This window comes from Microbulbifer maximicatervae (SeqCode) (assembly GCF_052467065.1).
The window spans coordinates 207,906-229,178 of the sequence record NZ_CP174299.1; the positions used below are offsets into that span (position 1 = coordinate 207,906).

Genomic DNA, 21,273 nt, shown 5'->3' on the forward strand with positions numbered 1-21,273 from the left:
GAAATCTTATCCTTTCAAGAAATCCTGCCAGTTATCAGGCAGGGAAGAGCGCATACTGCCAGGCCAATACCGCCGTGATCAACTCGCTCTATATCACTTCTGGAGATACAAAAAAGCCCCCAAGTGGGGGCTTTTAAAAAATGTTAGCGATGATCTCAGCTGAGAGCTTCCAACACTTTCTCGCGAATCTCATCCATACCGCCAACACCCATTACCTTGCTGTACTTGGGAGCCGCTTCAGGAGAGCGCGCTTCCAGCTCGCGATAGAAGCCTACCAGCGGTGCCGTCTGCTCGTGATAAACCGCCAAACGGTTGCGAACAGTTTCTTCAGTATCATCTGTTCGCTGGATCAGTGCCTCGCCAGTCACATCATCGACACCCTCAGCCTTGGGCGGGTTGTATACGATGTGATAGACGCGACCAGAGTTTTCATGAACCCGGCGGCCCGAGAGACGCTTTACGATTTCTTCATCGTCAACAGCGATCTCCAGAACATGATCGATATGTACATCGGCTTCCAGAAGGGCTTCAGCCTGGGGAATGGTGCGAGGGAAGCCATCGAACAGGAACCCTTTAGCGCAGTCTTCCTGGGCAATGCGCTCTTTAACTAACGCAATGATCAGGTCGTCAGAAACCAATTTTCCCGCGTCCATAACATCCTTGGCCTGTAGGCCAAGAGGGGTACCCGCCTTCACCGCAGCGCGAAGCATATCGCCGGTGGAGATCTGCGGAATGCCGAACTTCTCTGTTATGAATTGAGCCTGAGTGCCCTTGCCGGCCCCCGGCGCGCCCAAGAGAATAATTCGCATGTTCAGTAAGCCTCCAATACTATCGACGAACCAAAAGCCGCCGCGCTAAAAGAGCGCTACCTTACACTCACACCTCAGATTGGGCAAGATTGCTACCGATACCCCCACAATCCATACAAGCCACAGAGTACTAAAAGGGGCACAAAGCTCCGCTCTATGTAAGCCTGTTAAGACCCCTAGCTATCAGCACCGGGCTCCCGCTGAACTTTGGCCTTATCCCAAAGTCTGTCCAGTTCCTCCAGCGTTGCCTCTGATACTTGCCGACCTTCACTTTGTAAACTGGACTCAACATAACCAAAACGCCGCTCAAATTTCCTGCTACACCCCCGCAAAGCTACCTCAGGATCAACCTTCAGGTGGCGGGATGCATTCACACAAGAGAAAAGCAGATCCCCCAGCTCCTCCTTTGCATGCTCCGTATCCCCATTTGTCACAGCCTCCCGCAACTCTGCAACCTCTTCCTCAATCTTATCGAGGACACCATCAATATTGGGCCAGTCAAAACCGACACGGGAGGCGCGCTTCTGTAATTTGGCCGCACGCGTCAAAGCCGGCAGCCCCACAGCTATTCCTGCCAGGGTTCCTGCATCCCCTTTGGCAGTGCGTTCGGCCTCTTTAATCGCCTCCCAATTCCTCTTTACTTCAGCTTCATCAAGAGCTTCGGCAGAGCGGTCGCCGTAGAGAGTTCCACTTGGAAAGACATGGGGATGCCTGCGCACTAGTTTGCGTACCAAAGTGTCAACAATCTGGGGGAAATCAAAGTAGTCTTTCTCACGCCCTAACTGGGCATAAAAAATGACTTGGAAGAGCAGATCTCCGAGCTCTTCGTGCAGGTGCTCAAAGTCTTCCTGCTCAATAGCCTCTGCTACCTCATAGGCCTCTTCAATCGTAGAGGGGACAATACTGGCAAAGTCCTGTTTCAGGTCCCAAGGACAACCGCCCTCAGGGCTACGAAGCTGGGCCATCAAGTGGAGGAGGTCCTCCACAGAATAATTCTTTTCCACGTTATTCCTTACTCAGCGTTCAGCGCAGAATTCGCCGCTTTGCCGCTGCCACATTGGGCAGTTGATTGATCCGATGTAAAACCTGGCTCAACTCTTCAAAGTTGTGGATCTCAGCAGTCACGATCATTTCTACCGTATGCTTGTTCTTATTAGAGCGGGTTTGCATAGCGGTAATATTAATTTTCTGACTGTCCAGCATCACCGTGACATCCCGCAACAGGCCCTGGCGATCGTAAGCTTCGATCATAATTTCAACGGCGTAAAGTTCGCGGGGTTTTTCCGCCCAACTTACCTGGAGTACTCTTTCAGACTCCTCAACCTGCATACGCAGCATATTTGCGCAGTCTTTACGATGTATAGAAACCCCGCGCCCAAGGGTGATATACCCCATAATTTCATCGCCTGGAACGGGGTTACAACAGCCGGCAATGTGGGTGAGCAAATTACCCACTCCGTCGATATAGACATCTGCCTTGCCTTCTCCCCGGGCAACTGGAGCCGTCAGCGATGGTACCCGAGGCACATTGTCGACCTTCACCATTCGCTGGGCTGCGTTGAGAACCTGACCCACGCCTATATCGCCGGCACCCACTGCCGCGTAGAGGTCCTCAAGGGAATGCATGTTGAGCTTGGCTGCCAACTTATCGAAATCGAAATCACTCAGCGCCAGCTGCTTAAATTCCCGGTCGAGAATACTGCGGCCATCGGCGATATTCTGATCCCGAGCCTGCTGCTTAAACCAGTGAATAATCTTGGCTCGGGCACGGGAGGTAGTGATATAGGCCATGCCCGAAGAGAGCCAATCGCGACTCGGAGCTTCGAGTTTTCCTGTGAGGATTTCAACCTGATTGGCTGTCTCCAACCGGTGGTTGAGCGGCACGATTCGGCCATCTACTTTAGCCCCGCGACAACGGTGACCAATCTCTGTATGAATCTTGTAGGCAAAATCTAATGGTGTTGCACCCCGAGGCAGGTCTACAACATGACCACCGGGGGTAAATACATAAATACGTGAATCTGCCTCACTGGAGCGCAAATCATCTTGTAGTGGGTTACCTCCCACCTCTTCATGCCAGTCGAGCACCTGACGCAACCAGGATATTTTTTGCTCGTAGCTATCTTTACTCTCGCTCTTAAGATCAGTGCCCTTGTAACGCCAGTGAGCACAAACACCGTATTCCGCTTCTTCATGCATAGCAAAAGTTCGGATCTGAACCTCGAGCACCTTTCGCTCGGGGCCAATTACAGCCGTGTGCAGGGAGCGATAACCGTTTTCTTTGGGGGAGGCGATATAATCATCGAATTCATTCGGTATGTTGCGCCAGAGGTTGTGCACTATACCCAGAACCGCATAGCAATCCCTTACTGTTGGGACAAGAATACGCACTGCGCGAATATCATAAACCTGGGAAAAGCCGATATTTTTCCGGCGCATTTTCCGCCAGATACTATAGATATGCTTTGCTCGCCCGTAGACATCACCTTCAATATGGGCGCGCTCGAGTTCAGAGCGCAATAGCTCCAATACCTCATCGATATACTGCTGCCGAGCCAATCTTTTCTCATCTAGCAAGCGAGCAATCTGCTTGTAATCTTCCGGCTCAAGATAACGAAAAGATAGATCTTCTAATTCCCATTTGATATGACCAATTCCCAGGCGGTGGGCAAGGGGTGCATAAACATCGGCTACTTCACGAGCAACTCTCTGGCGTTTAGCCGGCTCTGAGTTTTTTGCAGCACGAATAGCACAGGTACGCTCAGCAAGTTTGATCAAAGCAACTCGCACGTCGTCGACCAATGCCACCAGCATACGCCGGATATTCTCTGAATGTTCCTCTACCGCACCACTCGGGCTCTCTTCTCCGGTATCTGCGCTGCGACTGCGAATCGCAGCCATACGCAAAACACCACGAATCAACTTGGCAACTCGCTCACCAAATTCTTTTTCCACTGCTTGCAGTGACAGGCGTTTTTCACGTACGGCACGGTACAGCACCGCCGCGACAAGTGCTTCTGAGTCTATTTGTAAGTCGGCGAGAATCTCAGCCATCTCAAGGCCAGTGGCAAAACTGCTAGCGCCCTCAGCCCAGATATTTTCCGCCTCAATTGCGCGCTGTTCTGCCTCGGCACTCACCTCAGCTGCGCGCCGCAAAGTTACTATCGCAGAACCATCCAGGCCCGCGAGTTTCTGTACATGGCGCAACCAGGATTCAAGGTCGAGTTCACCTTCTCCACCAAAGGAATGATGCTTTCTTACTTGAACCATGTTTTAACAAGAGTCATTTGTGTTATTGGCATAATTTTGTCGTTACCTGGCTTAGCAGCACATTTACTCAGTGCTCATGCTGGATTAAGCGCTTCTCTATCATAGGTTTGAACTCACCAAAGTCCATGATTTTCTGTATACATTTCAATAAGCTGCGCGAAATTCAGCAGTTTTTCGTACCAATTTGAGTGGGAGGGTATAAGTCTTGTCCAGCTTGTTGACCTTTTAACCAACAGTAAACCTGGAAAACCAATGCCTATAGAAAACTAAAATTGTGATATTGGGGAATATCGAGAGAAGTGAACAGGTTGCATTTGTTACTTAAAAGTGAATTTCTCCACCTCTACATGAACACAAAACAAGGCTTTACCGAACTTTACAAACTATCAGTTTTTTGTATTTACCGGCTTAGTTATTGCTTTTTTTAACTGGCAATGCACATATAGCAAGAGGATTAGAGGCTCCCCCCAAAAAAAGGGGCAAAAGAGATGATTGTAAATTGATTGGCGAATCACTTTACAAAGCTGCGAATCTCACAAAGTTTTTGTTAGTAGATATCAGGCACAATGCTGGAGTTAAAGCACTTTATTTCCAGCATTGATCAATAAAATAAGATAAATTAGAGAATAAAAGTAAGAACTATTTTGGGGAGGCAAAAAGTCCTGAAGATAAATAACGATCTCCACGATCACAGACAATTGCAACAATCGTCGCATTTTCTAGCTGCACAGACAGCCTTAAAGCACCGGCTACCGCCCCTCCAGAGGAAACGCCACAAAAAATACCCTCTTCTTTCGCCAGCCTGCGAGTCATATCCTCAGCTTCTCGCTGGTCCATATCCATGACCATATCCACTTGCTCAGGAACAAAAATCTTAGGTAAGTATGCCTCCGGCCAACGGCGAATCCCCGGAATACTGGAGCCTTCAGTTGGCTGCAATCCCACGATTTGAATATCGGGATTTTGCTCCTTCAAGTAACGCCCGCATCCCATAATGGTACCGGTTGTACCCATTGAGGAGACAAAGTGAGTCACCGTTCCAGAGGTCTGCTGCCAAATCTCAGGACCGGTTCCCTTATAGTGGGCCAGTGGATTATCGCTATTGGCAAACTGGTTCAGTACCAATCCTTTCTTATCCTCTTGCATTTGCAAAGCTAAGTCCCGCGCACCCTCCATACCTTCTTCAGCGCTAACCAATATCAACTCAGCGCCATAAGCTGTCATTGAAGCCTTACGCTCCTCGGTAGCACTGTCGGGCATAATCAATATCATTTGATAGCCCTTAATCGCTGCAGCCATTGCCAAGGCAATTCCCGTATTACCGCTGGTCGCTTCAATCAGGGTATCTCCCGGAGAAATATATCCTGCAGCTTCCGCATGGTTGATCATTGAAAGTGCCGGGCGGTCTTTTACCGAACCCGCAGGGTTATTGCCTTCCAGCTTGAGCAAAACAGTATTACTGGTATCACCTGGCAGGCGCTGTAGTTTAACCAGCGGGGTATTGCCTACGCAGTCAGCAATTGTTGGATAATCCATAATGCAATAAATTCCAGAAAAATCTCGCGAGATCCAAGTGTACAGCAAGCGGTACTACGCACTAAATACCGTCTACTTTGGTCTACTCCCTACCCAGGTTATTAAAGGAGTTATACCTGAAGCGGTATTATTCAGATGGCTATGCCGCGCTATCTAATCTTGGCAAAGTGAATCTTTGAGCCTCTAAAACGCGCATATTGTGACAAAAAAGAAGCGTTTACTGATAAGTGAATGAGTGCGCTCAGATGTACATGACGGTAAAATGAGGGAAAAATAATCGTACAAGGCCCCTCTTAACATGGCCCCAGGCAACCCTATTCTCTCAATCGAGGAACCAGAGCAACCTCGATCCTTACGAACCCTGGTATTTCGCCTTACTGTAGCACCTGCACTAATTCTGTCCTTGCTCCTCGCTCTCGTTTTCACCCTGCAGCAAATGCACGATCGTCGCCAATTACTATTAAGCCACGGTCGAGCCAGCGCCGAACAGCTAGCTGAACTAATTGAGATGAGCGGGGGCCATCCAGCTGAACTTAGAATGGAATGGCTGCGTAAAAGTTTGCTGGCGCTTATGCTGGAAAAAGATATGGTCAGATCTGTTCATGTCTACTCCACCGAACCCAGCCCCAAGCTAGCCCTCAACCCCAGCACCGGACTCAGCTTACTGGCCAGTGTCGGGCCGCGTCCACGCACCCCCATTAGCAGAGACACCCTTAACAAGCGCGAACCCTTTATTTTTGAAGATGATGAGACCCTTCAGGTTTTACAGCCATTGAAAGGCGATATCACCACCTGCTGGATAAGTATTGAGCTACATCGCCCCTATTTCCTGGTGGGAACTTACCAAGTTTTACTCGTAGGCTTGGTGGGGTTGATTCTCTGTACCCTAGCCGCGCTGGCCTGGTCGGTCATCATGTCTGAGCGCTTTGCTCACAGCCTGATTAGAATGGGACATACTCTGGAGGCGATTGGCAGAGGTGAATTTGATCGACGCACCCATGAAACGGAGAATCGAGAACTCGCTCAACTGGGAAACCAAATTAACGAGATGGCTGAAAACCTGTCCAGTTACCAACAGGAATACAAAGCCAACTTGCTCCAGTCTATGGATGACCTGCGCCAATCCCTGGACAGTATGGAAGAACAAAATATTGAGCTGGACTTAGCACGTAAAAGGGCGCAGGAAGCAAGCAGGATTAAATCGACGTTCCTAGCCAATACCAGTCACGAGATTCGCACACCTTTAAATGGAATTATCGGTTTTACCAACCTGTTGTTAAAAACTGGAATTGATGAGCTACAGCAGGATTACCTGCAAACCATTTTACGCTCATCGGAAAACCTGTTGACTACCATCAACGACATCCTGGACTTTTCCCGCATTGAGTCCGGCAACCTGGTCCTTGACCATATCCCTATGGACCTTGGCTTACTACTTGAAGAGACCCTGCAAATACTGGCCCCAAACGCCTATGAGCACCATCTGGAACTGGTGCCTTTGATCGATTCTCAACTCCCTCCCACTTTAATCGGAGACCCATTACGAATTAAGCAAATACTTACAAACTTGGTGGGTAACGCGGTGCGCAGCTCGGCAAATGGCAATATCCCCGTGCGCTTGTCAGTACATAGCGTTAATAACTCAGAACTTGTACTCCGTATTTCGGTTACCGGCCTGGGTAACCGTATTGACGAGGCTGGTCGCCGTGAAATTGAGAACATCCTCACCAGCAAGTCCCCACAGCTCACCCAACAAATCAGCGCAAATGGTTTAGGGATGTCTATAGCCCGCAGCCTAGTTGAGAGGATGAGCGGCTGCACAGGTATTGAAGAAACAGCCAATGACGGCAGCACCTGTTGGGTGCAAATTTCCCTCCAGGCTGAACGCAATCGAGGCATGTATCCGCGTATTCAATATCCTGGCTGCCGAATTTTACTTGCAGACCCCAACCCAGTTACACGGACCCAGGTAGCCCAGCTACTCAGCCAATGGCAAGTGGAGCCCATAGAACTCGGCGATACCGATACTCTGCAACCGGCAATCGAGCAAATGTGGCGGCACGATGCCCTACCGGATGCGGTTATTATCGATACAGCTACTGCCAAAGGTGATTTTGATAATTTCAGTAGCAAAGTGCAGTCGCTGGTTGATACCTATCAGTGCCGCGTGATCGTACTGGGCCCACCCGCTGAATTGCGTCGCTGCTACGACCAACTACGCACCCGCACTCTCACTTTCCTTAGCAAACCCGTCACCCGAGACAATTTGCTGCGATCCCTGAAACGAGCAGTACCACAGCAGGGGCAGCAGCGGGTTAGTGGCGGGGTACAGGCGCTACCGTGGCCCGCACCACCGCGCGTGCTGGCAGTAGATGACCACGCGGCAAACCGCCGACTGGTCGGCGAACTTCTGCGAGCACAAGATGTAGAAGTCGTTATTGCAGCAAGCGGCGAAGAAGCTCTACAGCTCTGGCAGCAGGGAGCTTTCGACCTGGTGTTTATGGATATTCAAATGCCCGAAATGGATGGTATCGAAGCTACACGTCTGATTCGTGAGCAGGAGACCGGCCGCCGTACTCCAATCATTGCCCTCACCGCCCACGCCGGCGCCGAAGAAAAAGCACGCCTGCTGTCTGCGGGACTGGACGACTACTTAAGCAAGCCTGTTAGCGAGGCCCAGCTCTCCCATATGATCAAGCGCTGGCTTAAGATCATCACTCCCCAGGCCGCAGAAAAAGTGAAGATTGAGGAGATGCGCCTGGTAGACATTGGCGAATGCCTGACCCTCGCCAACGGCGATGCCAAGCTGGCCAGGGACATGCTGCGCATGTTGATTGACGGTCTCAGTTCAGATGAGAGAGAACTGGAAAGGTTGTACAACCTTGGGGATTACAAGGGCATGTTCGAACTCACTCATCGCATGCACGGTGGCTGCTGCTATTGCGGAGTTTCACGCTTGAGAGAATCAACTTGCGTGTTACAAGAGGCATTGCGCACTATCCAAGGGTCCGATGCCCAAGCCTTTGACCAGCGCAAACTCAATGCTGTTCTCAGGGAGATCCGGGCCCTGCGCGAGTGGGCTTCTGAACAAGACTTGGATGCGCTCTTTGGCCTGGAGGTAGTTGCCTAGCAGGATTCAAATACGACGAATGCCAGGGCCGAGTCTTTTTCATCAGACAGGCTGAGGTGGATTCTGTCCACACCAAGTTTTTCGGCCCTCTCCTCAGCTGCACCCGCCAGCACCACCTGCGGTGCAGCTCCCTTGCGGCGACGGACATCGATGTCTTGCCAGGAAACCCCTTCACCAATCCCAGTGCCCAAGGCCTTGGCTACAGCCTCCTTTGCCGCAAATCGCTTGCACAGATATGCAGCACGGATGGGCTCAGCCATAGCATAAAAGTCCTTCCTCTCCGCACTGTTAAGAACACGCTCAACAAAGCGATCACCAAAGCGCTGCCACGCCACCTCGATACGGTCGTAGTTACAAATATCGGTGCCAATACTAACAATCATTTTTTTCCGTAAACCTGTCGAAAAAGCTCTCTGCTCTGCAAAGGCTTATCCCCCAATACTTTCCTCAACAATAATCGTGTAAGGCGCTTTGCAGGTGCTAAAGCTTCACCTGACCAGACACCCCCATTCATAGCGCTGTCCATCCCCAATAGTTCGGCACCTGAAAAAAAACACTCTCCCAGCCTCTCATCTTTGGAGCGGTGAACAGGAATTAAACCCCACTCATCATCCAGGCGATAAACCCCGCCTTCATTTACAAGGTCTCCTTGCGGGCCGCAAATATTGAGGGATGGGCAGGTACCTAGCTCCAGGAGCAGTTGTAACTCAAAGCAACGAAGCGGACCTTCCAGTTCAGCATTGGAGAGTCCCCCCAGCTGGGACAGAGATTCCAGCAGGCTCTGATAAGCTGCAAACAGCGTGTAATGCGCCTCGCCCTCGGGAAGGAGCCTTACCATCAGTTCATTGGCATAAAGGCCCGCATAAACCGCTCGGCTCTTGAGCCATAGTGGTACACCAACATTTTCGGCTGGACCGAGCGTTTTAAGTGAACCCGCTCCCATCAATGTGACAAGCAACGGGGTGAAGGGCTGCAACGCTTGTTGGCGGCGCTGCTTGTCACGGCGGGCCCCACGGGCGACACAGCCCAGCCGGCCGTAATCGGGCGTGAAAAGCTCCAGGATCAAACTGGAGTCTTTATAGGGCCGCGAATGGAGGATATATGCGGGTTGAGGCGGGTGAGGCGTTTTCATAGGTGCAGGGGAAATTGCCCTGATGATTACTCGTCTCTGTAACCGAGACTGCGCAGAGCCCGCTCATCATCAGACCAACCAGATTTCACCTTCACCCACAAATTGAGCATTATCTTGCTATCAAACAAGCGCTCCATATCTTCTCTAGCCTGGCTGCCAATCTGTTTGATTCGCTCGCCCTTATTTCCAATGATGATACGTTTTTGGCCCGCTCGCTCAACCAAAATAGCAGCGCTGATATGCAAGACCTTACCCTCTTGGGCAAACTCCTCTACCTCCACAGTAACTTGGTAGGGAACCTCGGCACCCAATTGACGCATAATCTTTTCACGAACAATTTCTGCTGCGAGAAAGCGCGAGCTGCGGTCGGTCACTTGATCTTCGGGGAAGAAATGCTGCCCCTCAGGCAAGTGCTTCAGAATAACCTCTTCCAAAGTATCCAGATTTACGTTGCGCAAGGCTGATATGGGAACAATTTCAGCTTTTGGATGCTCCTCAGCCAGGGCTTGTAGCTGGGGCAGTAGATCAGCTTTATCCTCGAGCTGATCCACCTTGTTCACGGCGATAATTAATGGGCATTTAATACCGCGCAGCTTATCTGCCACCAACTGGTCTGCCTCACTCCAACGAGTGCGCTCTACAACAAACACCACTACATCCACGTCCCGCGCAGCGCTGGCGGCAGCTCGGTTCATATAGCGGTTAATCGCTTTTTCTTGATCGGAGTGCAAACCCGGAGTATCGACAAAAATAATCTGGTTTGGACCTTCGGTTTTAATACCGAGCATATTGTGGCGGGTGGTCTGCGGCTTGCGCGAAGTAATCGCGAGTTTCTGCCCCAGCAGGTGGTTCAACAGTGTGGATTTTCCCACATTGGGGCGGCCGACAATCGCGACATAGCCACAGCGAGAAGGTTGTTCGCTCAAGAAATTTCTCCGAAAGAGTTGGAGGTCTCCGGGAATCCCCGGAGCCAGAAGCGCCCCCAGTGATACAGGAGGCTGTCATTACGATGCGGGAAATGGATCCGGCGCGTCGTTTCTATTGTAAGGTTAGTCCTGCCCGGTGAGGAGCTTATAAGCTTCCACCGCCGCAGTCTTTTCAGCATTACGGCGACTGCTGGCTTCGCCTTTTACGGGCTGCGTAAGGCCACTGACACGGCACTCCACTACAAAATGCTGTGCGTGTTCAGCGCCAGAAACATCTACGACTTTATATTCCGGCAGAGGCTTTTTACGCGCCTGCAGCCACTCCTGCAAGCGGGTTTTGGGGTCCTTCACGGTTTCTAACGATAAGCCCTGCAAGCGCAATGCAAACCACTCAAGTACCCGGGAGCGCGCAGCCTCCAAACCGGCATCCAGATAGATGGCCCCAATAAGAGCCTCTACGGCATCGGCCAGAATCGATGCCCGACGAAAGCCGCCACTTTTCATTTCACCTTCACCGAGGCGCAGGCAATCACCAATTTCCAGCTCCCGCGCAAGTTTTGCCAGGGTTTCACCGCTAACCAATTGTGCCCTCAAGCGGCTCAACTGCCCCTCGCGCCCGTTGGGGAACTGCTCGTAAAGTGCCGCGCCGATAGTGAACCCGAGTATCGAGTCGCCGAGAAACTCCAGGCGCTCATTATTACGACTCCCATGGGATCGGTGAGTAAGAGCCAACTCAAGCAGCTCGGCCTGATCAAAATCATGGCCGAGGCGCTTGCAAAGGCGTTCCAATAAAAGATCAGTCACGTTTGCGGAATTGCTCCAGATCGATCAGCGCATCACAGCAAAGCTCCGGCTTCGCAGTGTCGAGCTGTTTATTAAACTTCATCACAACATCTACGTTGTATATCAGCGGCTGACGCAGTTCGTAATTGATGCTCACAACAGAACCCTTTGCACCACGAACTACCTGCACAGATTTAGTAGGCTCTCCGCGCACATTGTTTACCAGGAAAAAACGGTTCAGCTCTTTTTTAATCTGACCCGTGGTCATATCTTCCAGGTTTGGGTTTTGACCGAGGGTTTTTAGCCCTTCGTTAACGTAACGAGCATCTACGTAGGCCGGTGCCATCTTGGACACACAGGTCAAAGCAAATCCCAACATCGCGATAATCAGCAGCCAACCCCAGTAGCTCATACCGCGCTGCTGCTGCAGTGAAAGGTTGAGTTTACTACCCATAACTATGCCCTCTATCCTTTATAAATAACCGGGCTAACGCCCGGCTGGTTTCTTTATTGGATTGAGCCTACACGCTTAAAGCTGGGCAAACTGAGCAACTTGTCCCAGTGCATCCAAATGGCGAAAGCTTTGCCGACGATATCCTTCTCTGGGACAAAGCCCCACTCCCGGCTATCGAGGCTGTTATCGCGGTTATCGCCCATCATAAAATAATGCCCTTCCGGCACTACACCACTAAAGTTACTGTACTGCCGGGGGCGGACACTTTTCTGCATCTCGTGGCGATAGCCATCGAGATCTTCCCACATGACTTCTGTTTGCGGGTTACTCGGCGGGATGGCCCGGATCAATTCTTGGCGAGCCATCTCACCGTTGACATAGAGCACATTGTTCTTCAGCTCTATCTTGTCACCGGGTAACCCAATCACCCGTTTGATGTAGTAAGTATCGTTATTGTGGGGTGGAAAGAACACCATGACATCGCCGCGCTTGGGCTCACCCACATCCATCACCTTGGTTCGGGACACTGGCAAGCGCACACCGTAGGCATACTTGTTGACCAGAATAAAGTCCCCGACTTCCAATGTTGGAATCATTGAACCTGAAGGAATCTGGAAGGGCTCGACAATAAAAGAGCGCAGAACAAATACGATCGCCAGAATCGGGAAGAAAGACTTCGCGTACTCGACAACGATCGGATCTTCTTGCTGGTCCCCGACATTCTTCTTGCGTTGACGGGCGAAAAACAGACTGTCAACTAACCAGATTCCGCCACTAATCACAACCAACCACAGCAGAATCAGAGGTAAATTTATATCCATTACTTTTCTCTACTATCCCTTATTTTTCGTCGTGGCGTAGGGCCGAAACCCTACTGATCCACCTTCAGTACCGCCAGGAATGCCTCCTGCGGCACTTCAACACGGCCCAACTGCTTCATTCTGCGCTTACCCGCTTTCTGCTTCTCCAGCAGCTTCTTCTTACGAGTAACATCACCTCCGTAACATTTGGCCGTCACGTTTTTGCGCAGCGCCTTCACCGTAGTTCTCGAAACTACCTGACCACCAATAGCCGCCTGGATCGCCACATCAAACATCTGACGGGGAATCAGCTCTTTCATCTTTTCCGCCATTGCGCGGCCTTTCTGCTGCGCATTATCGCGGTGGACAATCAGCGCCAGAGCATCCACCCGGTCACCATTAATCAGGATATCCAGTCGCACCAACTTAGCCGCTTCAAAGCGGACAAAGCTGTAATCCAAAGAAGCAAAGCCGCGGCTTACGGATTTGAGACGGTCGAAGAAGTCCATAACCACTTCGCTCATCGGCAGTTCATAGCGCAGGGACACTTGTGAACCTACGTATTGCATGTCTTTTTGAATACCGCGTTTTTCCACACACAAAGTGATGACGTTGCCCAAATACTCCTGAGGTACGAGAATATTCACCTCGGCAATCGGCTCCCTCATCTCTTCGATGGAGCCTACATCGGGTAAGCGCGATGGATTATCTACCATCACTATCTCACCGCCTGACTGCTCAACTTCATAAACCACGGTCGGCGCTGTGGTAATCAGATCCAGGTCGTATTCCCGCTCCAGACGCTCCTGGATAATTTCCATATGCAGCATGCCGAGGAAGCCACAACGGAAACCAAAGCCCAGGGCATCGGATGTTTCTGGTTCGTAGAACAGGGAGGCATCGTTCAGCGACAGCTTCTCCAGCGCATCCCGGAAAGCCTCATAATCGTCTGAACTAACCGGGAACAAGCCTGCATAAACCTGGGGCTTAACCTTCTGGAAGCCCGGCAGCATATCAATGTCATCAGCGCCCTTAGCATGGGTCAGCGTATCGCCCACAGGAGCGCCATGAATATCCTTGATCCCTGCCACCACAAAGCCCACTTCACCTGCGCGAAGTACACCGGTTTCGTGGCGCTTGGGTGTAAAGATTCCCACGCTGTCCACAACATGGGCACGGCCGATAGATTTGGTGACAATCTTTTCTTTGGTTTTCAGGGTGCCCTGTACAACACGCACCAAGGAAACAACGCCCAGGTAACTGTCAAACCATGAGTCGATAATCAGCGCCTGTAGAGGAGCATCGACATCGCCTTCAGGCGGTGGTACCAAGCGCACCAGATCTTCCAGTACATCCTCAACACCGAGGCCAGACTTAGCGCTGCAACGAGTCGCTTCGGCGGCATCGATACCGATAATATCTTCAATTTCTTCGGCAACCTTTTCAGGGTCTGCCTGGGGCAAGTCCATCTTGTTCAAGACAGGGATAACTTCCAACCCCTGTTCAATGGCTGTATAGCAGTTGGCAACCGACTGGGCCTCAACGCCCTGGGCGGCATCTACCACCAGTAGCGCGCCTTCACAAGCTGCCAGAGAACGGGACACCTCATAGGAGAAATCCACGTGTCCGGGGGTATCAATAAAGTTCAGCTGATAGGTCTTACCATCGCGCGCTTCATAGTCGAGCGTCACACTCTGCGCCTTGATGGTAATCCCACGCTCGCGCTCCAGCTCCATACTGTCCAGAACCTGTTCAGCCATCTCCCGATCGGAGAGGCCACCACAGTCCTGGATAAAGCGGTCAGCCAGGGTGGATTTCCCGTGGTCGATATGGGCAATAATGGAGAAATTGCGGATATGAGTGAGATCTGTGGCCACTGCGGAATAAAAACCCTTGCAAAATCAATTGATTAGCTGGCTGTAGTGCCAACTGTGTGGCGCAAGTCTAACAGAACTCATGGACAGAGGTGAGAGGTAGGTGGCCCAATGGGCCACCTATCACCGCAAAGCGGTCAGCTTTCAATCTTAATTGTACGGAAAGTGGACTGTCCGGCACGGAAGAAGCGAATCGGCAACAGCTCGTCTTGCGGCAGATCCTTGACCACCGTTTTGTACTCACTGATATCGCCAACTTCCTCAAACCCGAGCTGAGCGATAATGTCGCCGCTGCGCAAACCAGCCTTGGCGCCGGGCTTCCCGGGAATCACCTGCTTCACCAGTACTCCGGTTTCCACATTCCAGCGCTGCTTGAGGACATCGGGAATTTCTTCAACCACAACACCGAGGCGTCCACCTACCGCTGAGCTGGGATAAGCAGCCGCCTGAACGCCCTCCTCACCGGCGCCCGGTAAAGCACCGACAGTGACTCTCACGCGCTCGGATTTACCTTTGCGCATCAACTCCACCTGAGCCTCTGTACCCGGGCGAATTTGACCGACAACATGGGGCAGGTCGCCGTGCACACCAATCTTCTGGCCATGGAAGCGCATTATAATATCGCCGGGAAGAATTCCCGCCTGTGCTGCGGGTGACCCGGGACTTACCTGCTCAATCAGTGCACCAGCAGGCTTTCCAAGCCCCATGGCTTCCGCCATGTCACGATTGACATTGCTGATTCCCACACCGAGCCAGCCACGGTCAACACGACCTTTTTCCTTCAGCTGGGCAACGACGTCCTGGGCAAGACTGGCGGGAATGGCAAAGGAAAGGCCGATAGAGCCACCACTGCGGGTATAGATCTGGGAGTTAATCCCCACTACCTCACCATCCAGGTTAAACAACGGACCACCGGAATTTCCGGGGTTAATTGCCACATCGGTCTGGATAAAAGGAACGTAATTCTCGCGGCTTTCATTGGGAATACTGCGCCCCATCGCACTGATGATCCCGGCACTGGCGGAGTAGTCCAGGCCAAAAGGAGAGCCGATAGCTACGACCCATTCCCCCACCTGCAAATCTTCAGAGTCCCCCCAGCGCACCGCGGAAAGGTCATCCGCTTCAATCTTCAACAGGGCCAGGTCAGAGCGCACATCCTTACCTATAACCTGCGCCTCGTACTCGCGGCGATCGGTAAGTGTCACGGTTACCTGGTCAGCACCGTCAACCACGTGATTGTTGGTCACGATATAGCCATCTTCAGAAATGATAAACCCGGAACCCATACTCGCTACCGGGCGCTGCTGGCGCTGGCGCGGCTCGAAAAGGTGGCGGAAGATATCGGGAATTTCCTGTTGAAGCTGCGGCTGGCTGCTGCGACTAGTGCGGTTGCGATCAACCGTGTTGATTTTGACGACTGCCGGAGAGTTATCTTCGATTAACTCCGTAAGTTCGGGTAGTCCACGAGCACTGGCAGCCCCGGAAACCAACAGACAAAGAACCAGTAGATATTGTGTACAACGTTTAACCATAGGTTTGTTACCCCTAGTGATCCCTTCTAATATGAAACCATTGGATTTTCGAGTCCTTTCAAGGGCGAGCCTTGGCTTGTCCAGCCCCTTAGGGACTCTCAGTAACGACTTAGTGGCGATCTAGTCACCAAAGTTCTACAACAGACTGTAAAACTGTGTAAAGAGTTAACGATGTCCGAAATGCGCCCGCGCCCAGAACGCGGTCAGTTTCACCTGCCCACCGAGCTCTACGGCCAAAGTGTTTTGGGCGCCCCCCTACTCTATTTTCCCGCGCAAACCGGCACCCACCACGGCCTCATAATGGCCGGCACCCACGGAGATGAAGTCGCCGCAGTCGTCGCTCTATCCTGCGCGTTGCGGGCCCTCGCCACCAATTCATTGAGACATCACGTAATCCTCGCTGTCAATCCGGATGGCTGCCAGCTGGGCACCAGGGCCAACGCACGCGGCGTGGATCTCAACCGCAACTTTGCCACTGCAAATTGGGATGGCAGTGGCAATGTCTACCGGTGGAACAGTGCTGCGGAAAAACGCGATGTTCGGTTAAGTACAGGTGATAGCGCCGCCTCTGAACCCGAGACCTCTGCACTTTGCCAGCTGTTTGCAAAGCTGGGACCGACCTGGACCGTTTCCATTCACGAGCCCCTTGCCTGTGTCGAGGACCCCAGCAACAGCCCTCTGGGCATGCAGCTTGCCAGTGATTTCAAGCTGCCTCTGGTTGGAGATGTGGGTTACCAGACCCCAGGATCATTCGGCACCTGGTGCGCAGAACAAACACTGCCCTGCATTACCCTTGAATTCCCCCCAATATCAGCTGATGCGGCAAGTGAAGACTATCTGCAAGCGCTAATCGACCTGCTGACTTACGACCAATAAACTCTACCCGCCTTGAAAAGCAGAGGGGGCTCCACATCGCTGGCCAGCCAGGTGGGCCCATCCAGGTCCAGAAAGCTCGCTCGACTTCCCAAGGGCCAGGCTGCTCGGATAGCCCGAGAGGTACAAAGCATACATCCCAACATAATTTCCAGGCCGAGATCAGTCGCTTCATCTGCCAGTGCCAGGGCCTCGGTAATCCCGCCAGTTTTGTCCAACTTGATATTGACCATCTCATAGCGTTTGAGCAACTTCGGCAGATCTTCCCGAGTATGGCAACTCTCGTCCGCACAAATCGTCAGCGGGTGCTCAAAGCTCTCCAAAAATTCATCTTCACTCGCAGGAAGTGGCTGCTCAAGCATCGCCACCCCCAGCTCGCTTAAATCATGACATCTCTGTAACAAGGTCTCTTTTCGCCATGCCTCATTGGCATCAATCACCAACCTGGCATCCGGTGCTGCAGAGCGTACCGCCGACACCCTTTCTTGCACATGTTGGTCATCAAGTTTCAACTTGAGAACATCAGCTCCCGCCGTCACAGCAATTTTCGCAGCACCAGCCATTGCCTCGGGACTATCAACAACTAATGTCTGTACGGTAGGGAGAAAATCCGGAGCCGGATGTAGACGCCCCGCTTTTCTAGCCTCCCAATCTGCCAGCGCACAATCCAATGCATTTCGCGCCGCTCCGGCAGGCATACGCAGCTGTAATTGCTCTCGGGTCAACCCATCGCTCACCTCTTTGAGCATCGGCTGCAGCTGGTGCAAAACAGAGGCAGCACTTTCTCCATAGCGAGCATAAGGCGTGCACTCACCGACGCCAGAGACTTCACCATCACTAAGCTCCACCACCACAACCTGAGCCTCAGTGCGCGCGCCACGAGAGATGACAAATGCAGTACGTAGAGGCCAGCGCTCATCAAAACAGCGAGCCCTCATTGGCAGAGCCTCCAGGCAATAAAAGGAACTCTCAGTTTAGGTCAGGGAGACGAGGGCTAGCTGGCGAAGGCGGAGGCGACGGACTATTTCTTTTGGGAGGGCTCAATCTGCAGAAGTACAGGGGTGTAGGTGGGGTTTTGCGACTGGGACCTACTGTACCAGCGAACTCCCAAAGCACCGAAGACCAGACCGATCAAGGCCCCGATTACAGCGCCGGGTTCAGCGAAGAGCGAATCCCCAATCAGTGCAACTAGCACCAGGGACATCAAGGGGACGAGGTAAACCAGCAAGGCACTACTGGTCAAGGCATTCTCGGTAATACCAATTACCGCCACATCATCGAGGTGGATTTTATCTGCGGAAAAACCGTTGAGAGCTACTTTAACGCGGGTCGAAGAAGAAAACAGATCGCCCAGCAATCCGGTCCCACAGCTGGACTTGGTAGAACAGCCATTACAGGCGCTACTCTGGGTGGTCTCCACCCAGATAGCATCAGCCTCTATGGCCACCACCCGGCCACGCTCTTGAAGCACCTATATGCTCACTTAGCTCTTTGCGGTAATTGAGCTGGCGACACGGCGCGCTGTAGTTTCGGGGATTTCACCCACCACTGTTACAGTGTAAGCAACGCCTTCAATTTCCAGGCGGTCCATATAGGCTGTTGTGGCTCCGCGGATTGCGCGACCTTTAAAGCCCTCAAGTTCTGGACCGAGGCGCTGGACAAATACAGAAAACACTCCCAGCCCGTCGCTAAACACCATCATATCGCCATCAGATAAGGGCTTGACGGACACTACCCGGAAACCGTCGGGTAACCAGCCCACCTGCCAGCGGCTCTGTGAAGCCGTACACTCATTCCGATTATCGATGCGCCGGGCATTATTGGAGACCGCCTGTAGTGCGGCATCCTCTACAGGGGAGAGATCCAGTTGTACAAACTGGTAACGCTCCAGTACGCGGCCCTGGGTGCTAACCAGCATGGTCTTCAACGGCAGCCCAGTCTGTTTATCGAGACTCACTACCAAGCCCAGGCGATAGCGATCCCTTGGTCGCGCCTCAATCACAACAGCATCGCGATCCGCGATTCGCTCCTCACCCCGCAAGATAAATTGGTAAGCGCGCTGAGCCTGTTGTTGGCCCGCCGAGTTCCATGTTGTAGCACGATTTCTTGGCGAAGCACTGACATCGCAATTTCCGGCACTGCCGTGGCTGATCAACTCTCTAGGCTCACCACTGAGGTAGCGCACGCGCTCTACCTGCTCACCTTCTCGAACCGCGTGAACCACTTGCAAGGTCTCCAGGAGGCCCGCATGCTCAAAGGTCACCAGACCACTGTATTCAAGCTCAGTTACTGCCTTTGCCAACTTGGCTAGCCAATGCTCAACCTCGTTATTACTCACCACACCCGGGCTTACCATGCCGCTCTGCGCTGCAGGGGTGAGGTTAACTACGCCAGATGTCACCGCCTCTTGCGCCGGCACGCCGCCAACAGCACTTTCTGGAGTTGCAGTTGCTGGAACGGCCGGTACCGCAGCGGGACTTTCCACCTCTCCCGAGCCCCCGTCCGTCATAGCAACTTCCACAACAGCCGGGGCTGCTGCGGGAGCAGTACTCATATCGAGATTGATAGTGGTGGGGGCACTGGGCTCTACGCCAGCGTCAACCTGGGCAAATGACATGGGTGCCAATAACGAGGAGGCCAACAGTAGACCGTTGGCCTTGAGAATCCCACTGAGGATTCGGCGCCCCCTGGTTTCGACTTTCGTCACACTACATTCCAACCTGTTCGCCGTAAGTGGCGCGAGCAAAGGGAACCATGCCCTGACTGCCCACATGAGCGGCTTGTTCTGAGTGCTGAATCATTACGCGATTCAGGTGGCGCATCAACTCGGGAGTCGGGGCCTGCTGAATTACGGCCTGCCCCACAACACCGGTGCGTTGTTCCGGCACAAAGCGGGGAGCCGCAGTGCTCACTGAGCGCGTGGAAGGGGCGGGCACATAGAAACCGGAAGGCTGCGGTGCAGACTGAACGACCGGCTGAGCCTCCCGTTCTACCGAAGCTACCGGCTGGTTTGCCCCCTGAATAGCGCTCTGTGGAGAATCTGTCATTTGCTGCACACCCAAAATGGCAGCAAAGGCCACCGTCGCAGCAACAGCACCACGGGACAGCGGACGCCACCAGCGATTGTTGACCAAATTGCCAGCAACCGCAGATCCCCCATTGCCGTTTTGCGACAGAGGCTCTTCCTCATCGATGGCGGCAGAAATACTCGCTGCAAGGCCGATGTCGACCGGCGCGACCTGTTCGCGGCGCATAACACTCGCCGCAAGTTGGTAACGCGACCAGCGCTCACCGAACTCTTCAGAGGCCGCGCTGGCCTTCAGAAGCCGTTGCAGCTCCAGTTCGCTGACTTCGCCATCCATGAGCGCCGAGAGCGACTCGTTAAGACGTTCCTGATGATTCCCGTGGGACATAGGGGTTAACCCTCTTGTGCAATCATTTATTCGGTGCCCACAAGCACCATATTTGGTTACATGTTATGACCGGAGTCTGAGCGGTTGGTTTCCCCGACTGGGAAAATTTTCCGCAATTTTAACCCCTGTCACCCAGTGTTTCCGGCTCGCCGGCCATCACGGCCTGGACTGTCCGGTCTATCGCCTCCCGTGCGCGAAATATTCTAGAGCGCACAGTTCCCACCGGGCATCCCATAACCTCGGCGATTTCCTCGTAGCTCAGTCCCTCAAGCTCTCTCAGCGTTACCGCTGAGCGCAGATCCTCTGGCAGTGCGCGAATAGCGCGATGCACCGCCGCTTCCAGCTGGTCGCGAAACATCTGACTTTCAGGTGTCTCGTTGTCACGCAGCAGGTCAGCGCCCGAGTAAAACTCAGCATCTTCCAGTTCAACATCGGAAGATGGCGGCCGACGACTGCGGGAAACCAGGTGATTCTTGGCGGTATTGATCGCAATCCGATACATCCAGGTGTAAAAAGCACTCTCGCCGCGAAAATTGGCAAGAGCACGATAAGCCTTAATAAAAGCTTCTTGGGTTACATCCTGTACTTCACTGTGGTCCTTAATGAACCGACTCACTACAGCAACAATTTTGTGCTGGTACTTGAGTACAAGAAGGTCAAAAGCGCGTTTGTCCCCTTTTTGTACCCGTTCTACCAGCTCACGGTCACTCGTTGACGCCTGATGCGCTGTCATCCCCAACT

19 protein-coding genes are annotated in these 21,273 nt (G+C 52.6%); 2 read left to right on the plus strand and 17 right to left on the minus strand.

Going from position 1 to position 21,273, the window contains the following annotated elements; all coding sequences use genetic code 11:
• Window positions 1–155 precede the first annotated feature (155 nt).
• The 4 genes from adk to cysM all read right to left on the minus strand — a co-directional run bounded on the left by adk (window position 156) and on the right by cysM (window position 5,615).
• Window positions 156–809, minus strand: a complete 654-nt coding sequence (adk, locus tag ACJJI1_RS00965; RefSeq protein WP_282931972.1) for an adenylate kinase — start codon at window positions 807–809, stop codon at window positions 156–158.
• A 176-nt stretch (window positions 810–985) separates the two neighbouring features.
• Window positions 986–1,813 (minus strand): nucleoside triphosphate pyrophosphohydrolase, encoded by an 828-nt coding sequence (gene mazG, locus ACJJI1_RS00970; RefSeq protein WP_444958300.1) that lies wholly within the window; start codon window positions 1,811–1,813, stop codon window positions 986–988.
• A gap of 19 nt (window positions 1,814–1,832) precedes the next feature.
• Entirely contained in the window at window positions 1,833–4,079 is a 2,247-nt protein-coding gene (relA, locus tag ACJJI1_RS00975; RefSeq protein WP_444958301.1) for a GTP diphosphokinase, read from the minus strand.
• A 639-nt stretch (window positions 4,080–4,718) separates the two neighbouring features.
• The gene (cysM, locus tag ACJJI1_RS00980) at window positions 4,719–5,615 is read right to left on the minus strand and encodes a cysteine synthase CysM (RefSeq protein ID WP_444958302.1); all 897 of its coding nucleotides are present in this window, start codon (window positions 5,613–5,615) and stop codon (window positions 4,719–4,721) included.
• Between the two features lie 298 nt (window positions 5,616–5,913).
• Between cysM and ACJJI1_RS00985 the strand changes: the two genes are divergently transcribed.
• Window positions 5,914–8,745 carry a response regulator gene (locus tag ACJJI1_RS00985; protein WP_413662740.1) on the plus strand — a complete coding sequence of 944 codons (2,832 nt, stop codon included), beginning with the start codon at window positions 5,914–5,916 and terminating at the stop codon, window positions 8,743–8,745.
• Here ACJJI1_RS00985 and acpS read toward each other — a convergent pair.
• From acpS to ACJJI1_RS01025, 8 genes are all read right to left on the minus strand, one after another.
• On the minus strand, window positions 8,742–9,128 hold the full coding sequence (gene acpS / locus ACJJI1_RS00990; protein WP_282931967.1) for a holo-ACP synthase: 387 nt from the start codon (window positions 9,126–9,128) through the stop codon (window positions 8,742–8,744). The two genes, ACJJI1_RS00985 and acpS, sit on opposite strands and share 4 nt — an antisense overlap.
• Window positions 9,125–9,811 (minus strand): DNA repair protein RecO, encoded by a 687-nt coding sequence (gene recO / locus ACJJI1_RS00995; protein ID WP_444958303.1) that lies wholly within the window; start codon window positions 9,809–9,811, stop codon window positions 9,125–9,127. Before recO ends, acpS begins: the two co-directional genes overlap by 4 nt.
• Window positions 9,812–9,903: 92 nt before the next feature.
• Window positions 9,904–10,803 (minus strand): GTPase Era, encoded by a 900-nt coding sequence (gene era / locus ACJJI1_RS01000; RefSeq protein ID WP_282931965.1) that lies wholly within the window; start codon window positions 10,801–10,803, stop codon window positions 9,904–9,906.
• A 123-nt stretch (window positions 10,804–10,926) separates the two neighbouring features.
• On the minus strand, window positions 10,927–11,607 hold the full coding sequence (gene rnc / locus ACJJI1_RS01005; protein WP_413662743.1) for a ribonuclease III: 681 nt from the start codon (window positions 11,605–11,607) through the stop codon (window positions 10,927–10,929).
• Window positions 11,600–12,040: a DUF4845 domain-containing protein gene (locus ACJJI1_RS01010; protein ID WP_413662744.1), complete on the minus strand. Its 441-nt coding sequence runs from the start codon at window positions 12,038–12,040 to the stop codon at window positions 11,600–11,602. The genes rnc and ACJJI1_RS01010 overlap by 8 nt, the downstream gene beginning before the upstream one ends.
• A 53-nt stretch (window positions 12,041–12,093) precedes the next feature.
• Window positions 12,094–12,861: a signal peptidase I gene (gene lepB / locus ACJJI1_RS01015; protein ID WP_413662745.1), complete on the minus strand. Its 768-nt coding sequence runs from the start codon at window positions 12,859–12,861 to the stop codon at window positions 12,094–12,096.
• Window positions 12,862–12,911: 50 nt separating this feature from the next.
• Window positions 12,912–14,717, minus strand: coding sequence for a translation elongation factor 4 (gene lepA / locus ACJJI1_RS01020; RefSeq protein ID WP_444958304.1), 1,806 nt, complete (start codon window positions 14,715–14,717; stop codon window positions 12,912–12,914).
• Window positions 14,718–14,851: 134 nt separating this feature from the next.
• Window positions 14,852–16,246, minus strand: a complete 1,395-nt coding sequence (locus ACJJI1_RS01025) for a Do family serine endopeptidase (protein WP_444958305.1) — start codon at window positions 16,244–16,246, stop codon at window positions 14,852–14,854.
• Between the two features lie 171 nt (window positions 16,247–16,417).
• Here ACJJI1_RS01025 and mpaA point away from each other — a divergent pair, with 171 nt between their 5' ends.
• The gene (gene mpaA / locus ACJJI1_RS01030; RefSeq protein WP_413662748.1) at window positions 16,418–17,122 is read left to right on the plus strand and encodes a murein tripeptide amidase MpaA; all 705 of its coding nucleotides are present in this window, start codon (window positions 16,418–16,420) and stop codon (window positions 17,120–17,122) included.
• On the opposite strand, the gene ycjG is transcribed toward mpaA, so the two are convergent.
• The 5 genes from ycjG to rpoE form a co-directional block, all read right to left on the minus strand.
• A complete protein-coding gene (ycjG, locus tag ACJJI1_RS01035; protein ID WP_444958306.1) occupies window positions 17,110–18,057 on the minus strand; it encodes an L-Ala-D/L-Glu epimerase in 948 nt (315 codons plus the stop codon). The two genes, mpaA and ycjG, sit on opposite strands and share 13 nt — an antisense overlap.
• An 83-nt stretch (window positions 18,058–18,140) precedes the next feature.
• Window positions 18,141–18,590, minus strand: a complete 450-nt coding sequence (locus ACJJI1_RS01040) for a SoxR reducing system RseC family protein (protein WP_444958307.1) — start codon at window positions 18,588–18,590, stop codon at window positions 18,141–18,143.
• 12 nt (window positions 18,591–18,602) lie between these two features.
• Window positions 18,603–19,826, minus strand: coding sequence for a MucB/RseB family sigma factor regulatory protein (locus ACJJI1_RS01045; RefSeq protein ID WP_444958308.1), 1,224 nt, complete (start codon window positions 19,824–19,826; stop codon window positions 18,603–18,605).
• 1 nt (window position 19,827) lies between these two features.
• Complete coding sequence (locus ACJJI1_RS01050) at window positions 19,828–20,532, minus strand: sigma-E factor negative regulatory protein (protein WP_444898008.1); 705 nt, start codon at window positions 20,530–20,532, stop codon at window positions 19,828–19,830.
• Between the two features lie 118 nt (window positions 20,533–20,650).
• Complete coding sequence (gene rpoE, locus ACJJI1_RS01055) at window positions 20,651–21,265, minus strand: RNA polymerase sigma factor RpoE (protein ID WP_282931954.1); 615 nt, start codon at window positions 21,263–21,265, stop codon at window positions 20,651–20,653.
• Window positions 21,266–21,273 lie beyond the last annotated feature (8 nt).

Coding starts and splice junctions, on each gene's coding strand:
- acpS (WP_282931967.1), bottom strand. CDS start 9,128: ATGATTGTTAGTATTGGCACCGATATTTGTAACTACGACCGTATCGAG.
- ycjG (WP_444958306.1), bottom strand. CDS start 18,057: ATGAGGGCTCGCTGTTTTGATGAGCGCTGGCCTCTACGTACTGCATTT.
- lepB (WP_413662745.1), bottom strand. CDS start 12,861: ATGGATATAAATTTACCTCTGATTCTGCTGTGGTTGGTTGTGATTAGT.
- adk (WP_282931972.1), bottom strand. CDS start 809: ATGCGAATTATTCTCTTGGGCGCGCCGGGGGCCGGCAAGGGCACTCAG.
- cysM (WP_444958302.1), bottom strand. CDS start 5,615: ATGGATTATCCAACAATTGCTGACTGCGTAGGCAATACCCCGCTGGTT.
- rpoE (WP_282931954.1), bottom strand. CDS start 21,265: ATGACAGCGCATCAGGCGTCAACGAGTGACCGTGAGCTGGTAGAACGG.
- ACJJI1_RS01050 (WP_444898008.1), bottom strand. CDS start 20,532: ATGTCCCACGGGAATCATCAGGAACGTCTTAACGAGTCGCTCTCGGCG.
- mpaA (WP_413662748.1), top strand. CDS start 16,418: ATGTCCGAAATGCGCCCGCGCCCAGAACGCGGTCAGTTTCACCTGCCC.
- relA (WP_444958301.1), bottom strand. CDS start 4,079: ATGGTTCAAGTAAGAAAGCATCATTCCTTTGGTGGAGAAGGTGAACTC.
- ACJJI1_RS01025 (WP_444958305.1), bottom strand. CDS start 16,246: ATGGTTAAACGTTGTACACAATATCTACTGGTTCTTTGTCTGTTGGTT.
- ACJJI1_RS01010 (WP_413662744.1), bottom strand. CDS start 12,040: ATGGGTAGTAAACTCAACCTTTCACTGCAGCAGCAGCGCGGTATGAGC.
- ACJJI1_RS00985 (WP_413662740.1), top strand. CDS start 5,914: ATGGCCCCAGGCAACCCTATTCTCTCAATCGAGGAACCAGAGCAACCT.